Source organism: Pseudoxanthomonas spadix (genome assembly GCF_003703395.1).
Lineage (GTDB): Bacteria > Pseudomonadota > Gammaproteobacteria > Xanthomonadales > Xanthomonadaceae > Pseudoxanthomonas_A > Pseudoxanthomonas_A spadix.
The window spans coordinates 46,986-61,823 of sequence record NZ_RDQN01000003.1; the positions used below are offsets into that span (position 1 = coordinate 46,986).

A 14,838-nucleotide genomic window follows, 5' to 3' on the forward strand; every position below is an offset into this window, starting at 1 on the left:
CTACACTGAACGGCGAACTTTCCGACGGTACATCCCTCAATGAGCGTGTCGCCCATCCGGACCGCGGTCTATCCGGGCACCTTCGATCCGATCACCAACGGCCACATCGACCTGATCGACCGTGCCGCGCCGCTGTTCGAGCGCATCGTGATCGGGGTGGCCGCCAGCCAGAAGAAGGGCCCGGCGCTGGGGCTTGAAAAACGCGTGGCCCTGGCCCGCGAGGCAGTGGCCCATCACCGGCACGTGGAAGTCACCGGGTTTGACAGTCTGCTGGCCGATTTCGTGCACAAGGTCGGCGGCGGGGTGCTGCTGCGCGGACTGCGCGCGGTGTCCGATTTCGAATACGAATTCCAGATGGCCAGCATGAACCGGCACCTGATTCCCGACGTGGAAACGCTGTTCATGACCCCGGCCGAGCAGTTCGGCTTCATCTCCTCGACCCTGGTGCGCGAGGTCGCGCGCCTGGGCGGTGATGTGTCCAGCTTCGTGCCGGCCTCGGTGGCCCGGGCGCTGTCCGAGGCGCGCGAAAACGCCGACTGAGCGACCCGCGTTTCCTGCCAGAACATCCCTGAAAGATCCCAACCGGAGGCTGTACCCATGAAGTCCACCAACCGCCTGATGCTGGCCGCCTGCCTGGGCATGTCGGTCGTGTCCCTGGCCGCGTGCAAAAAGGAAGAGGCGCCCGCGCAGCAGGCCGAAGCCACGCCGATGACCGCCCCGACCGGCACCGAAGACGCGGCTTGGAAGCCTTACCTGCAGGACGTGGTCGGCCGCAACATGGGCACCATCAGCAACTCGCCGATCATGTACTACCTGCCGGCCGAGACCGACAGTGATTTCCAGGGCAAGTACGACCGCCTGGCCGAGCAGGTCGGCAATGCCGTCCAGCGCGGGGTGACCGCCGGCAACATGGTGGCCTTCGGTTCGCCGTCCAGCGCCAAAATGGCCGACCTGATCGTGGCCTCCTTCGCCAAGGCCGAACCCGGCTCGTTCAAGGGCGCACGCGTATTGTTCGTTGGCGCCGCGGTCGACAACGACCGGGTCAAGGCCGCCGTGGCACCGAGCGGCGCCGAATACGTCTTCATCGAAGCCAAGTGACGAAGTGGCGCGTGGCCGCACCGCGGCCACGCCTTTGCCACTCCCGGAGGAGGCATGCCTCCTCCATCCCCGCGAAAGCGGGGGTCCAGCGCTTTTGCCTTCCCGCAGCAGGCAGCCTGCTCCGCTCCCGGCGGAAGGGGGTCCAGTGGGAGCCGCCATGGCGGCGATCAGCCTTTCCCAGCCATCCATCGCCGCCATGGCCACTGCTGCGGCCAAGGGCTTGGGCCTTGCCCCCATCACCCCCACCAAGACGGTAGCCCCGGCGCAACGAGTGCCCGCATGTCCCTCAAGATCAATTCCCTGTGCGTGAACTGCGACGTGTGCGAACCGGCCTGTCCCAACCAGGCCATTTCGATGGGCCAGGACATCTATGTCATCGATCCGGCGCGTTGCACCGAATGCGTCGGCCACCATGACGAACCGCAATGCGTGGTGGTCTGCCCGGTCGAGTGCATCGACCCGGACCCGGCGTATCCTGAGACCCGGGAGGACCTGCTGGCCAAATTCCAGCGCCTGCGGGACGGTTGACGCCGTCCGGCCCTTATCTTGGAGCGTGCGTGAAACTTTCGAGACTGATTGCCGTCGCCCTGACGGTTTTGCTTGCGGTCGCTGCCAGTGCGCAGCAGGCCTCCACCGCGGCCCCGGCCGCGCATCCGCCTGGCACGGCCATCGCCTCCGGGCACAGGCTGGCCACCGAGGCCGGCCTGGAGATCATCGCCCAGGGCGGCAACGCCTTCGATGCGGCGGTGGCGGTGTCTTCCACCCTGGGCGTGGTCGAGCCGATCAGTTCGGGCCTGGGCGGCGGCGGGTTCTTTTTGTTGCACCAGGCCAGCACCGGCAGGGACGTGATGATCGATGCGCGCGAAACCGCGCCCGAGTCGGCCTCGCCGGACAAGTTCCTGGACAAGGCCGGCAACCTGGACCCGTCCAGGTCGATCAACGGCCCGTGGTCGGCCGGGATTCCCGGCCTGCCGGCGGCACTGGTGGAATTGGCGGGCAAGTACGGCAGGCTGCCGCTCAAGCAGTCGCTGGCCCCGGCCATCCGCATCGCCAGCGAGGGCTTCCCGGTCTACGAGCGCATGGCCAAGGGCTATGCCCTGCGCCGCGAGGAGATGGAGAAGTATCCCGGTACGCGTGAGGTCTACCTGCGCAACGGCAGGCCGATCCAGACCGGGGATATCTTCAGGCAGCCCGAGCTGGCGCACACCCTGACCCTGCTGGCCGAACACGGCCGCGACGGCTTCTACAAGGGCGAAACCGCCCGGAAGCTGCTGGCCGGCGTCAAGCAGTCCGGCGGCAAGTGGACCGCCGCCGAGCTGGCCAGCTACCAGGTCAAGGAACGTGCGCCGATCCAGTTCGACTACAAGGGCTGGAAGATCACCACCGCGCCGCCGCCGTCCTCCGGTGGCATTGCACTGGCCGAGATGCTGCAGATCCTGGAAGGCTACGACCTGAAGGGCATGGACCCGGTGCAGCGCACGCACCTGACGGTCGAAGCCATGCGCCGCGCCTATCGCGACCGTACCTTTTTCCTGGGCGATCCGGACTTCACCACCATTCCGCAGAAGGTGCTGGTGAGCAAGGATTACGCGCTGGGCCTGCGTTCGACCATCAATCCTGAAAAGGCCACGCCCAGCGACCTGCTCTCGGGCAATCCGACGCCGCTGGAAGACGAGGAGACCACGCATTTTTCGATCATCGACGCCGAGGGCAACCGCGTGGGCGCCACCCAGACGGTCAACCTGCTGTATGGCTCGGGGCTGATCCCCAAGGGCACCGGGGTCCTACTCAACGACGAGATGGACGACTTCGCCCTGAAACCTGGCACGCCCAATGCCTTTGGGGTGATGGGCTACGAGGCCAATGCGCCCAAGCCCGGCAAGCGCCCGCTGAGCTCGATGACCCCGACCTTCATGGAAAATGCCGACAAGTCCGCGGTGCTCGGCACGCCCGGTGGCAGCCGCATCATCACCATGGTCCTGCTGGGCATCCTCGGCTATGACGACGGCCTGACCGCGCAGCAGGTGGCCGCGCTGCCGCGCTACCACCACCAATGGCTGCCGGACCTGATCGAGGCCGAAAGCGGCACCTTCGACGGGGCGACCGCCAAGGGCCTTGAAGCGATGGGGCACAAGCTCAAGCTGCCCGGCGACACTGCCGCCGGCGGGCGCGGTTCCAGCCACGTGTGGGGCAATCTGCAGACCGTGGAGTGGGACAGGAAGACCAACACCCTCAGCGGCGGCAGCGACCCGCGCAACCCGGTCGGCGCGGCCCTGGTGCGGCCGGGCACGCCGTAGGCCGCAGGCGCACGCATCATCCAGGCAAGCGGCGCCTGCGCGTTACCCTGCGTGCATCGGGGGTGCGCAGGGATCGCGCGCCTGGCGGAGGCGCTGCAGTCTTCGGGAGCGATCGCATGAAACTGTGGTCCATCATCGGCAATTCGCAAAAGCTCGACGGCGGGGCGATGTTCGGCAATGCGCCGCGCGCGCTGTGGGCCAGGTGGGCGCCGCCGGACGAGCACAACCGCATCGACCTGGCCTGCCGCGCCTTGCTGGCCACCCCGATCAACGGCAAGACGGTACTGTTCGAGACCGGCATCGGCGCGTTCTTCGAACCGAACCTGCGCCAGCGCTACGGCGTGGTCGAATCCGAACACGTGCTGCTGCAGTCGCTGGCGCAAGCCGGCTTCTTGCACCAGGACATCGACGTGGTGGTGCTGAGCCACCTGCACTTCGACCATGCCGGCGGGCTGCTGGCGCCGTGGGCGCAGGGCCAGGGGCCGCGGCTGTTGTTTCCCAATGCGACCTTCCTGGTCGGTGCGCGGCATTGGCAGCGGGCCAGGGCGCCACACCCGCGCGACCGGGCCAGCTTCATCCCCGAACTGCCCGGTCTGTTGGAAGCCAGCGGCCGGCTGGAGATCGTCGAGGGCGCCCATGCCCGCGCGCTGGGCCAGGCGGTGCGGTTTTCCTACAGCGATGGCCACACCCCGGGCCTGATGCTGGCCGAGATCGTCGGTGCCGACACCGACAACGATGGGATGGCGCACGGCGGGGTGGCGTTCTGCGCCGACCTGATTCCGGGGCGCTTCTGGGTGCACGTGCCGATCACGATGGGCTACGACCGCAACCCCGAACTGCTGATCGATGAGAAGCGCGCGTTCCTGGAGGATGCGCTGGCACGCGATGTGCGGCTGTTCTTTACCCACGACACCGACTGCGCCCTGGCCCAGGTCACGCGCGATGAAAAGGGGCGCTTCGGCACCGCGCAGGAAGTGGCCGAGCTGCGCGCGCAGCCGCTGGCGCAGTAACAAGCCCGTGGGAGCCGCGACCGCGGCGATGGGGTTTCACTGCGAAGTTCCATCGCCGCTGTAGCGGCTCCCACGCGGCCTTCAGCCCAGCCGCGTGCCGAAGATCCGATCGCCGGCATCGCCCAGTCCGGGCAGGATGTAGCCCTTCTCGTTGAGGCGCTCGTCGATGGCCGCGGTGTAGACCACCACGTCCGGGTGCGCCGCTTCCAGTGCCTTCAGGCCCTCCGGCGCTGCGACCAGGAAGATGCCCTTGATCCGTCGCGCGCCGGCCCGCTTGAGCATGTCGATGGTGGCGATCAGGGTGCCGCCAGTGGCCAGCATCGGGTCCAGGATCAGTGCATCGCGCTCCTCCAGGCGGCCGGTCAGGCGTTCGAAGTAGGGCACCGGCTGCAGGGTTTGCTCGTCGCGCTGCAGGCCGACCACGCTGACCCGCGCGGCCGGGATCAGCGCCAGCACGCCGGGCAGCATGCCCAAGCCCGCGCGCAGGATCGGCACCAGGGTGATCTTGGCGCCGGCGATCTTCTGGACCTGCACATCGCCGGCCCAGCCCTGCACGATCCCGACCTCGGTGTGCAGGTCGGCGGTGGCCTCGTAGGCCAGCAGCGTGCCCAGCTCGGTGACCAGTTCGCGGAAGCCCTTGGTGCTCAGGCTCGCATCGCGCAGCAGGCCGAGCTTGTGGCGGACCAGGGGGTGGCGGACTTGGACGTGCTTCATGCAGGGTTACCAGGGCTCGACCCGGCAAGTCTGCACCAAAGTCCCGTGCCTTGCTAAGGCTGGCCCCGCGCCGCCGCGCCGTTGCGTGCCATGCGGCCACCCGTGCATGTCCGCCTGCACGGCAGCGCGGCCCGGCTTGCGAAAACGCCGACGCTCGGTCGGCCTCTTCGTGCCGCAGGCAGGACGCGATCAGAACGCCCAGCGCATGACCACCTGGTACCGTGGCCCGGCCTCTTCGGTTTCCAGTTCGTATTCGTCGTAATCGCGCTCTTGCTGGTCGGCCTGGTTGTCGAACTTGTGGATGAACTCGTCCTTCGAGGCATCCAGCAGGTTGGCGGCGCTCAAGCGGATCGAGAAGCTGTCGCCGAAACGTTTTTCGGCGAACAGTTCCAGGTCTTCGCCGTAGCTGGTGGTCACTTCCTCGGCCAGGATGCGGCTGTAGGCGTCGCCCTGCTTGCGGTAGGTCACGCCGAAGCTGGCGGCCAGATCCGGCAGGTCATGGATGAAGCCGATGTTGTAGACCGACTTGGCCTGGTTGTTGAAGCGGCGCTCGCCCAGGAAGTCGTCGACCTTGCTGTCCAGGTACGAGTAATTCAGGAACACGCCGGTGTTCGGCAGACCCAACGCGGTCAGCGGGGTGGAAAGGTCGAATTCGACGCCATAGACCTTGCCGTCGCCGACGTTGGCCGAGGTGAACACCCAGCTTTCCGGGTCGAATGGATTGGCAGCGATGGCGTCTTCCTCGCTGACCCCGTTTTCCTCCACGTAGTCCTCGATGTCATCGGCGTAGCCGTCCAGCGCGTCCTCGCTCGGCTCGCCGGTGTTGACCAGTTCGATCAGATCCTTCACATCGCGGTAGAAGAAGTTGATGCCGATGACACCGTGCTTGCCGAGGCGATGCTCGAAGCCCAGATCGATGCCGACGGCGGTCTCTGGCTCGAGCAGCGGATTGCCGAGGTAGTCGTTGTCGCCGTACTCGCCGTCCAGCAGGGCCGGAATCAGCTCGTTGAAGTTCGGGCGCTTGACGCTCCTGGCCAGGGACAGGCTGACCCGGTCGGTGTCGGTCAGATCCCACTTCAGGTGCAGCGACGGCAGCAGTTCGTTGTAGTCCTTGCTGGCAGCGCCTTGCGCTTCGCCGTCCTCGCTGTAGGTGATGTCCGACTGGGTGGTTTCATAGCGCACGCCCGCTTCCCACGAGAAGCGCTGGCCCCTGCCCGAGAACATGATGTACGGGTCCAGGCGATCTTCCTCGATCACGCTGGCGAGGCGGCCATCCAGTTCGTAGACCACCGAGTCGCCTTCCTCCTCGGCTTCCCACGCATAGTTGGTGTAGGCGATGTCGCGCTCCTTGGTGCGGTAGTCCACGCCCAATTCCAGTTCGGTGGCGGCGCCGATCGCGCGCCTGTGCGCAACCTTGAGGCTGGTTTCGGTATCCCTGGCATCGACCGACTGGGCCTCGGCTTCGGAGGCGTCCCATTGGCCATTGACGTATTCGTGCTTTTCCTCGGTCACCGAGCTGTCGTCTTCGAAGCGGGCATGGTCGAGGTCAAATTCGGTCGTGCCGCCGGACATGTCGAACTTGTAACCGGCGCCGATGCCCCAGTTTTTCTGGTTGATGGGATTCAGGCCAGGCACGTCGGATTCGATCACGTCTTGGTCGTCGTATTCCACCTCGTGCGAAACCTCGGTCACGTCGCGATCGGTCTTGACGTAGAAGCCGTTGATGTTGACGCGTCCGGTTTGCCCGACATCGGCGGTATAGGAAATGTTGCCCGAGTAGTCGCGGCCATCCTTGACTTCGGTCTGGTCTTCCCAGCTGACCCGCTCTTCCATCGACGGGTCGTTGAAACGGTCGGAACGCTTGATCTTGGCGTTGTAGCGGTCCTGCACATTGACGCCGGCAAGGATGCGCCCACCCAGGGCCTGGCCGCTGGTCACGGCGCCGAAGGTGGGGTTGACTTCGTCGTCGTAGTAGCGGTTCGCGCCCAGGCGGACGTAGCTGCCTTCGAACAGGTAGGCATCGCGCAGGACGATGTTGATCGCGCCGGCGACGGCGTCGCCGCTGCGGTTGGCGCTGTTGCTGCGCAGGATTTCGATGTGGTCGACCATTTCTGCCGGGATGCGGTCTACCCAGAACGAGCGGTCGTCGCCGGCGCCCGGTACCTTCTTGCCGTTGATCAGGACCTGGGTGTAGCCCGGATCCAGGCCGCGCATCCGCACCCCGTCGTATTCCATGATGTCCGAAATGAACACCGCGCTGGGCAGGCGCTTGACCATGTCGCCGACGGTGTTCGGTTCGAAACGCTGGAAGTATTCCAGGTCGTAGCTCAGCACCGGTTCGATGTCATCGGTGCGGTTGCGGTAGGCGATTTCGCCCTGCACGACGAGCGTGTCGAGCTGTTTCGCCTGGGCCTGGGTCGATCCGTCCGGCATGGTGGTCTGCGACCAGGCGGCGCTGGCGGGAAACAGTGCGGCGCAAGCGAGCGCACGCCTGAGGCCGATGGCCAGTGCGTGATGTTTCATGTGTGAGCCCCGTCGAAAAAAAGTTAAGCGGGCTTTTTTCTACGTGGGGGACATGGCGGAAACATGACGATGTCGGCAGCAATGGCGAGCCCGGCAATGGCAACCAAACCGTCATGCGTCGTGCATAGATTGGCCGGTTTCACTCAGGCAGGACGGGAATGCTCCACGTGACCAACCGCAGCGTTCCTTTTGCCGCACTGCTGCTGCTCGCAGCCTGTTCGACCACGGCGCCCTCGGCGGCGCCCGTCATGCAGGCCGGGCACGGCAAGGAAGGCGACGAGCAGGGCAAGGCGGCCCTGCTTTTCAGCCAGCACCGGGCCGACATTCCGCACGTGGTGGTGAAGGAGGCCTGGGTCAGCGTGGCGGCGCCCGAAGACAACGTCGATTCGCCGGCCAGCTGGCTGCAGGATGGCAGGCTGATGGTCGCGGCCACGGCCAAGTCCACCGACCAGCTGATCATCTACGATGGCGATACCGGCCAGCGCCTGCGCAGCGTCGGCAGTTCCGGCACGCGACCGGGGCAGCTGAACCGTCCCAACGGCATCGCCACGGTGGACGACCAATATGTCTTCGTGGTCGAACGCGATAACCATCGCGTGCAGATGCTCGCCTTGCCGGACTTCAAGCCACTGCTGGCCTTTGGCGACGCCGAACTCCTTCAGCCCTATGGGCTGTGGGTACGCAGGCATGGCCAAGGCTACCAGGTGATCGTCAGCGACAACTACACCCTGGGCGAAAACGCCAACGGTGAGGAGATCATTCCGCCGCTGGCCGAGCTGGACCGGCGCTTGCGTCGCTACCAGGTACGCCGGGAGGGCGGCCGGTGGACGGCCGGCGCGGCCGGCCACTTCGGCGATACCAGCGAAGCCGGCGCGATCCGGGTGGCCGAATCGGTGTTTGGCGACGCGGCCAACAACCGCCTCCTGATCGCCGAGGAGCACATCCCGACAGGCACTCGCCTGCGCGAATACACGCTGGACGGCAAGTACGCAGGCCGCGATGTCGGTGCGGCCAACTACAAGGCCCAGGCCGAGGGCATCGCGCTGATGCGTTGCCGGGACGGCAGCGGCTGGTGGCTGGCCAGCGATCAGTTCGACGACCGCACGGTGTTCCACCTGTTCGACCGAAGGACCCTGGAACACGCCGGCTCCTTCGTCGGCAACGTCACCGGCCTGACCGACGGCGTCTGGCTGGAGGAGCGCGGCGATGCACGTTTTCCGCAGGGCGTGTTCTACGCCTCGCACCTGGACGTGGCCGTGTCCGCGTTTGACTGGCGCGACATTGCGGCCGCGCTGAAACTGCCGGCATGCGAGCGCTGAACATGAAAGCCCTGGCGATGAACAAGTCGCCTGCCGTTTTCGCCATTGCACTGGTCACCGCTGGCAACATGCTTGGTAGAGTTGCCACAGTCCGGGCGCGATTGCATCGAAGCCGCCATCCCCTCATCTGGCGCTTCGCGCCATCTCCCCCGAAGGGAGAAGGTGCAGAGATCACGCCGCCTGCGCTTCCTGCTTGCGCGGGCCCTCGCGCAGGGCCCGGCCGACCAGGTCGATCATCAGGTCCAGCTCGGCTTGGTCCAGATTGAAGTGCGGGGTGAAGCGCAGCGAGTTGGCGCCGCCGTGGATCACGTTGAGCCCGTGCTGGCGCAGCCATTGCTCGGTCGAACCTGCGCCATAGCACTTGAACTGCGGCGCCAGTTCGCATGAAAACAACAGGCCGGTGCCCTGTACGTTGGTGATCAGTCCGCCCAGTTCGGCCCTGAGGTGTTCCAGCCTGGCCACCGCCTGCGCGCCGCGGCTGCGGATGTTGGCACGCACCTGCGGGGTCAGCATGGCCAGGCTTGCGCAGGCCACCTCCAGCGCCCGCGGGTTGCTGGTCATGGTGTTGCCGTAGAGGCCCTTGCGGTACAGCCCGGCGGCGTGTTCGGTCAGGGCCAGCACCGACAGCGGGTACTGGGCGGCGTTGAGTGCCTTGGAGTAGGTCTCCATGTCCGGCGCGTCCAGGTCTTCGAAACCCGGGTAGTCCACCACCGAGAGCACCCCGTGGGCACGCAGGCCGGCCTGGATGGAATCGACCAGCAGCAGGCTGCCGTGCTCGCCGGTCAGTTCGCGGGCCAGCGCATAAAAGGAGGCGGGCGGCGCCCGGCCCGGGTCGCCTTCGCCCATCACCGGCTCCAGCAACACCGCCTCGACGAACCAGCCGTGGGCTTGCGCATCGGCAAACACCTTGCGCAGCGCGGCCTCGTCGTACGGCGCCACCGCGATGACCGAGGTCTCGTTGCGATAGCTGGCCAGGTGCTGCTGGTAGGCCTTGCGCGAGGAATCCGAATACAGCCCCGGCCGGTCGGTGCGACCGTGGAAGCTGCCCTTGACCACCACGCGCTTGATCGTGCGGCCGGCGTGGCGCGCACCGGGGTCGGTCATCAGCTTGCTGTTGACATCGGCGATGCGCGTGGCCAGGCCGACCGCCTCCGAGCCCGAATTCAGGCACATGAACTTGGCGAACGGGCAGCCGCCACGGGTATGCCCGATCTCGGCGCGCAGGGCGCGTTCCAAGCGCAGCTGGGACAGGCTGGGGGTCATGATGTTGGCCATCGCCTGCGGCCGCGCCATCGCCTCCAACACTGGCTGCGGGGTGTGGCCGAAACCGATCATCCCGTAACCGCCGGCATCGAACAGCACCGCGCCCTTGAGGCTGACCACCCACGGACCGCACGCGGCCAGGGCCACATACGGGTTGACTGCATCGTCGGGGTAGAAATTGACATAGCCGGCCTGCACCGCGGCCACCTGGTCGGCTTCGTCCAGGTCCAGGAGTTCGTCAAACTCATCTTCCAGCGCGGCAAACTGCGCGGCGGCCGCGTCGATGGCCCGGCCCAGGTCCGGATGGCCGGCGGCCAGCCGCTCCAGGGTCGCCTGGTCCAGGCCGGGGGTCTGGACGGCGCCGGCACGGCTGCGCAGCGGGGCCAGCAGGGCGGTCACGGACATGGTGGTCTCCTCAGGAAACGGCAGGCAGGGCGGGCGGCTGCGACGACCGCCGCGGACGGGGCAGTCGCAGCGGCGCCGGGCTCGCCCCCATTATCGGGAAAGCAGCTCGTCGTTCGGCAGGGCCGATCCGCGCAAACGGGTGGTAGATTTCGGCGCAATGACGAGCGGATTGGTGGAAATGAAGGTTTCGGCGGCCGACCAGTTGTTGCTCTCGGTTCTGCGCGAGAACGCACGCGCCTCGGTGGCCGAGATCGCCCGGCGCCTGGCCCTGTCGCGCACCACGGTGCAGAGCCGGATCGAACGCCTGGAGCGCCAGGGTGTGATCAGCGGCTACACCGTGCGCCTGGCCGACGAGGTCGAGCACGGCCACATCCGCGCCCACATCATGATCACCGTGCGTCCCAAGCAGATGCCGGCGGTGACCCGGGCCCTGCGCGCCATGCCGCAGGTGCGGGTGCTGCATTCGGTCAGCGGCCCCTACGACCTGATCGCCCTGGGGACCACGCCGACCGTGGGCGAAATGGACGTGCTGACCGACCAGATCGGCCAGATCGAAGGGGTGGAGCGGACCACTTCCTCGATCGTACTGTCGACCAAGTTCGAGCGCTGAGGATTTGGACCCCCATCTTGTCCTCGTCCGCAAGCGCCATGGGCGAGGCGGCGATGGTGGGCGCGCTCAGGAAGGGAGCTGCTCGCGCAGCTGGTCGAGCAGGCGCCGGCGATCGGGAATACCGGGAGCGCGCTGAACCAATCCGCAGAGTGCCAGCACGTCCTGGCGCCGGCCGAGGTGGTCGCTGCGCCGGCGCAGCGAGCGCAGGTCCTTGCCGGTGTTGGCCGGGTCCTTGGCCAGGTTGGGGGCCAGCGAGCGGAGGGCTTCCTGCTGCATGCGCAGCCGACGCACGCGGCGGCGGAACCGGTGCAGGTTCTCGGCCGAAGGTTCCTTGCGTGCGCGCCGTTCGGCACGGGCCAGGCGTGCCAGGCTCCGCTCCAGGCCAGCACGCAGATCCTTGTTGCGCAGCCGGCGCCATTCCACAGCGTCCAGCGCTGCCATCTGGCGGCTGACGATGGCGCGGCGGCGATCGAATCCCGGGTCGCGTGCCAGCAGTCGGGCGGCCAGCCGGTCCTGCCTTTGCACCAGGTAGGAGATCATCGGCTGCCATCGGTCGGTGTTGTCCCCTGCGGCGAAGGCATGGGCGAGCTCGACTGCAACGTGGGCATCGCGCAATGCGGACAGGCCATCGCCGAGTTTGCGCAGGGCGCGATCAATGGCCGCCACTTGCTCGAACCGGCCATCCACCAGCGCCAGCAGTGCCCGCAGCCGACGGATGGCCTTGCGTGCCAGGTGGACGCCGCGGTGCAGATCCGGTTGTCCGGACAAGCCGCGTTGAATGGCGCGGCCCTGGCGTTGTGCCAGCGCATGCGCCTTGGCGCCCACCTTCGGGGTATCGCGAGAATCCATGGGTGCCGTTCCTGTCCTGTTTTTCGCCAACAGAATTGATCAATAACAACAAAACTTGGGCTCGTCGGCGAAATCCGTGGTGATCTTCAGTGGATTGTCGGGGGTTGTGTGGTGAAGAAGGCACGGAGCTTTCGGCAAGTGGCGTCGACGCTGCGCTGGTCTTCCCCCGGTGGCTGGCCGATGGAGCAGGGGGGCGCGTCTTCGTTGTCGCTCTCATCGAGCGAAGGGAGCGAGGACGCACCGACCAGCGCCTCGGGATCGACGTGCGACGCACCGCCGATCGCCCCGGATACCCGGGCTGCGGCTGGCGCTGGCGTGGCGACGATCAGCTGCCGGTGCGCCTACAATACCCGGCTCCCTTTCACGCGTGCCGCCTTGAAGAAATCCGATTTCCGCTACGACCTGCCGCCCGAGCTGATTGCCCAGGCGCCCTTGCCCGAGCGTTCGGCCAGCCGCCTGCTGGTGGTGCCGCCGGGCCAGGCGGCGTTGCTCGACCTGTACATGCGCGACCTGCCCAGCCAGCTGCGCGCCGGTGACCTGCTGGTGTTCAACGATACCCGGGTGATCCCGGCGCGGCTGTTCGGCCAGAAGGACACCGGCGGGCGGGTCGAGATCCTGATCGAGCGGCTGCTGCCGGACAACCGGGCACAGGCGCAGATCGGCGCCAGCAAGTCGCCCAAACCCGGCGGCCACATCGCCCTGGATGCCGGCGGCAGCTGCGAGGTGCTCAGCCGCGAAGGCGAGTTCTACCAGCTGCGCTTCGATGTGGAAGATGCGCTGGACAGCTGGCTGCTCAAGGCCGGGCGCATGCCGCTGCCGCCGTACATCACCCGTGAGCCTGGCCAGGACGACGACGAGCGCTACCAGACCGTGTTCGCACGCGAGCCCGGGGCGGTGGCTGCGCCGACCGCCGGGCTGCACTTCGACCAGCCGCTGCTGGACACGCTGAAGGCGCAGGGCGTGCAGTTTGGCCACGTGACCCTGCACGTGGGCGCCGGCACCTTCCAGGCGATGCGCGTGGAGGACGTGCGCGAACACCGCATGCACAGCGAGTGGCTCAACGTCGGGGCGAAACTGGTGCAGCAGATCCGCCGCACCCGCGCCGCCGGCGGCCGAGTGATCGCGGTGGGCACCACGGTCGTGCGTGCGCTCGAAAGCGCGATGCGCGATGGTGAGCTGCAGCCTTTCGCCGGCGAGACCTGCATCTTCATTTTCCCTGGCTACCGCATCGCCAGCGTCGATGCGCTGATCACCAATTTCCACCTGCCTGAAAGCACGCTGCTGATGCTGGTGTCGGCCTTTGCCGGCAGGCAGCGCATCCTGGAGGCCTACGCGCATGCGGTGGCGCAGCGTTACCGGTTCTTTTCCTATGGCGATGCGATGCTGCTGTTCCCGCAGGCCGATCCCAGGCGCTGCGCATGAGCCGCATGACCTTTGCCCTGGCCCGGGCCGATGGCCGCGCCCGCCGCGGCCAGTTGCACTTTCCGCGCGGCACGATCCAGACCCCGGCGTTCATGCCGGTGGGCACCTATGGATCGGTCAAGGGGATCCTGCCCGAACACATCGCCGAACTCGGCGCCGAGATCATCCTGGGTAACACCTTTCATCTGTATTTGCGCCCGGGCCTGGAGGTGATCCAGGCGCACGGCGGCCTGCATGGCTTCGCCCGCTGGAGCAAGCCGATCCTGACCGATTCGGGGGGGTTCCAGGTGTTCTCGCTGGCCCATCGCCGCAAGATCACCGAGGCCGGGGTGACCTTCGCCTCGCCCACCGATGGTGCCAGGGTGTTCCTGGGGCCGGAGGAAAGCATGCAGATCCAGAAGACCCTGGATTCGGACATCGTGATGATCTTCGACGAGTGCCCGCCGGTGAACGTCGATGGCCAGCCGGTGGACAAGGACGTGGTGCACAAATCCATGGCGCTGTCGCTGCGCTGGGCGCAGCGCTCGCGCGATGCGCACGACGGCCTGGGCAACGACGCGGCGCTGTTCGGCATCGTCCAGGGCGGCGTGCATCCGGACCTGCGCACGCAATCGTCCGACGGCCTGCAGGCGATCGGCTTCGACGGCTACGCCATCGGCGGGCTGGCGGTGGGCGAGACCGAGGCCCAGCGCAACGCGATGCTCGAACACCTGGATCCGCAGCTGCCGGCCGACCGGCCGCGCTACCTGATGGGCGTGGGCCGCCCGGAGGACCTGGTCGAAGGCGTGGCTCGCGGGGTGGACATGTTCGACTGCGTCATGCCCACCCGCAACGCGCGCAATGGCCACTTCTTCACCTCCACCGGCACCGTGCGCATCCGCAACGCCAGATACGAAAAGGACCTGGACCCGATCGAGCCGGGCTGCGGCTGCCATGCCTGCCGCAACGGCTTCACCCGCAGCTATCTGCGTCACCTGGATCGCTGCAACGAGATGCTGGCGCCGATGTTGGGCACCCTGCACAACCTCTGGTACTACCAGCAGCTGATGGCCGGCATGCGCGCGGCGATCGAGCAGGGCAGGTTCCAGGCCTTCCGAGCCGAGTTCTACGAGGCCCGCGGGATGCCCGTCCCGGCGTGACCGGATTGTCATCGGGGACGTGGGCGTGGCGCCGACGGCGCAACGTTCGGCCCCTCTCACCCGCTTGCAGGGGAGAGGGCCGGGGTGAGGGGGAAGACCGCAGGAAACATGCTGACGATGCCTATCGACGTTCCGGGGCCGGCGACGGTGCGTTGGGCCGCGAACGAAAACACCCCCTCATCTGCCCTG

12 protein-coding genes and 1 pseudogene are annotated in these 14,838 nt (G+C 67.1%); 9 read left to right on the forward strand and 4 right to left on the reverse strand.

Going from position 1 to position 14,838, the window contains the following annotated elements:
- The first annotated feature begins 39 nt into the window (after positions 1–39).
- From coaD to D9R12_RS05450, 5 genes and pseudogenes are all read left to right on the forward strand, one after another.
- Positions 40–540, forward strand: a complete 501-nt coding sequence (coaD, locus tag D9R12_RS05430) for a pantetheine-phosphate adenylyltransferase (RefSeq protein WP_014160098.1) — start codon at positions 40–42, stop codon at positions 538–540.
- Between the two features lie 57 nt (positions 541–597).
- Positions 598–1,098, forward strand: coding sequence for a hypothetical protein (locus tag D9R12_RS05435; RefSeq protein ID WP_122228885.1), 501 nt, complete (start codon positions 598–600; stop codon positions 1,096–1,098).
- Positions 1,099–1,377: 279 nt separating this feature from the next.
- Positions 1,378–1,626 carry a YfhL family 4Fe-4S dicluster ferredoxin gene (locus D9R12_RS05440; RefSeq protein WP_122228887.1) on the forward strand — a complete coding sequence of 83 codons (249 nt, stop codon included), beginning with the start codon at positions 1,378–1,380 and terminating at the stop codon, positions 1,624–1,626.
- Between the two features lie 98 nt (positions 1,627–1,724).
- Positions 1,725–3,395: pseudogene (gene ggt, locus D9R12_RS05445) on the forward strand (gamma-glutamyltransferase); the annotation flags it as partial.
- 116 nt (positions 3,396–3,511) lie between these two features.
- Entirely contained in the window at positions 3,512–4,405 is an 894-nt protein-coding gene (locus D9R12_RS05450) for an MBL fold metallo-hydrolase (protein ID WP_122228891.1), read from the forward strand.
- An 81-nt stretch (positions 4,406–4,486) separates the two neighbouring features.
- Here D9R12_RS05450 and upp read toward each other — a convergent pair whose 3' ends face one another.
- Positions 4,487–5,119, reverse strand: a complete 633-nt coding sequence (gene upp / locus D9R12_RS05455; protein ID WP_122228893.1) for a uracil phosphoribosyltransferase — start codon at positions 5,117–5,119, stop codon at positions 4,487–4,489.
- A 189-nt stretch (positions 5,120–5,308) separates the two neighbouring features.
- Complete coding sequence (locus tag D9R12_RS05460; protein WP_122228895.1) at positions 5,309–7,642, reverse strand: TonB-dependent receptor plug domain-containing protein; 2,334 nt, start codon at positions 7,640–7,642, stop codon at positions 5,309–5,311.
- Positions 7,643–7,800: 158 nt separating this feature from the next.
- On the opposite strand from D9R12_RS05460, the gene D9R12_RS05465 reads away from it, so the two are divergent.
- On the forward strand, positions 7,801–8,961 hold the full coding sequence (locus D9R12_RS05465; RefSeq protein WP_122228897.1) for an NHL repeat-containing protein: 1,161 nt from the start codon (positions 7,801–7,803) through the stop codon (positions 8,959–8,961).
- A 171-nt stretch (positions 8,962–9,132) separates the two neighbouring features.
- Here the strand turns inward: D9R12_RS05465 and D9R12_RS05470 are convergent, their stop codons facing one another.
- A complete protein-coding gene (locus D9R12_RS05470) occupies positions 9,133–10,629 on the reverse strand; it encodes an aminotransferase class III-fold pyridoxal phosphate-dependent enzyme (protein WP_122228899.1) in 1,497 nt (498 codons plus the stop codon).
- Positions 10,630–10,807: 178 nt separating this feature from the next.
- Here D9R12_RS05470 and D9R12_RS05475 point away from each other — a divergent pair, with 178 nt between their 5' ends.
- Positions 10,808–11,239 (forward strand): Lrp/AsnC family transcriptional regulator, encoded by a 432-nt coding sequence (locus D9R12_RS05475; RefSeq protein ID WP_122228901.1) that lies wholly within the window; start codon positions 10,808–10,810, stop codon positions 11,237–11,239.
- A gap of 66 nt (positions 11,240–11,305) precedes the next feature.
- Here the strand turns inward: D9R12_RS05475 and D9R12_RS05480 are convergent, their stop codons facing one another.
- The gene (locus D9R12_RS05480; RefSeq protein ID WP_122228903.1) at positions 11,306–12,088 is read right to left on the reverse strand and encodes a CHAD domain-containing protein; all 783 of its coding nucleotides are present in this window, start codon (positions 12,086–12,088) and stop codon (positions 11,306–11,308) included.
- Between the two features lie 375 nt (positions 12,089–12,463).
- Here D9R12_RS05480 and queA point away from each other — a divergent pair, with 375 nt between their 5' ends.
- The gene (gene queA / locus D9R12_RS05485) at positions 12,464–13,510 is read left to right on the forward strand and encodes a tRNA preQ1(34) S-adenosylmethionine ribosyltransferase-isomerase QueA (RefSeq protein WP_210538880.1); all 1,047 of its coding nucleotides are present in this window, start codon (positions 12,464–12,466) and stop codon (positions 13,508–13,510) included.
- Complete coding sequence (gene tgt, locus D9R12_RS05490; protein ID WP_122228905.1) at positions 13,507–14,649, forward strand: tRNA guanosine(34) transglycosylase Tgt; 1,143 nt, start codon at positions 13,507–13,509, stop codon at positions 14,647–14,649. The genes queA and tgt overlap by 4 nt, the downstream gene beginning before the upstream one ends.
- Positions 14,650–14,838 lie beyond the last annotated feature (189 nt).

What these genes read in the sequence shown, in the direction of transcription:
- D9R12_RS05440 (WP_122228887.1), top strand. Translation starts at nt 1,378, where the DNA reads ATGTCCCTCAAGATCAATTCCCTGTGCGTGAACTGCGACGTGTGCGAA.
- D9R12_RS05465 (WP_122228897.1), top strand. Translation starts at nt 7,801, where the DNA reads ATGCTCCACGTGACCAACCGCAGCGTTCCTTTTGCCGCACTGCTGCTG.
- D9R12_RS05475 (WP_122228901.1), top strand. Translation starts at nt 10,808, where the DNA reads ATGAAGGTTTCGGCGGCCGACCAGTTGTTGCTCTCGGTTCTGCGCGAG.
- upp (WP_122228893.1), bottom strand. Translation starts at nt 5,119, where the DNA reads ATGAAGCACGTCCAAGTCCGCCACCCCCTGGTCCGCCACAAGCTCGGC.
- coaD (WP_014160098.1), top strand. Translation starts at nt 40, where the DNA reads ATGAGCGTGTCGCCCATCCGGACCGCGGTCTATCCGGGCACCTTCGAT.
- D9R12_RS05470 (WP_122228899.1), bottom strand. Translation starts at nt 10,629, where the DNA reads ATGTCCGTGACCGCCCTGCTGGCCCCGCTGCGCAGCCGTGCCGGCGCC.
- D9R12_RS05450 (WP_122228891.1), top strand. Translation starts at nt 3,512, where the DNA reads ATGAAACTGTGGTCCATCATCGGCAATTCGCAAAAGCTCGACGGCGGG.
- D9R12_RS05435 (WP_122228885.1), top strand. Translation starts at nt 598, where the DNA reads ATGAAGTCCACCAACCGCCTGATGCTGGCCGCCTGCCTGGGCATGTCG.
- tgt (WP_122228905.1), top strand. Translation starts at nt 13,507, where the DNA reads ATGAGCCGCATGACCTTTGCCCTGGCCCGGGCCGATGGCCGCGCCCGC.
- D9R12_RS05480 (WP_122228903.1), bottom strand. Translation starts at nt 12,088, where the DNA reads ATGGATTCTCGCGATACCCCGAAGGTGGGCGCCAAGGCGCATGCGCTG.
- D9R12_RS05460 (WP_122228895.1), bottom strand. Translation starts at nt 7,642, where the DNA reads ATGAAACATCACGCACTGGCCATCGGCCTCAGGCGTGCGCTCGCTTGC.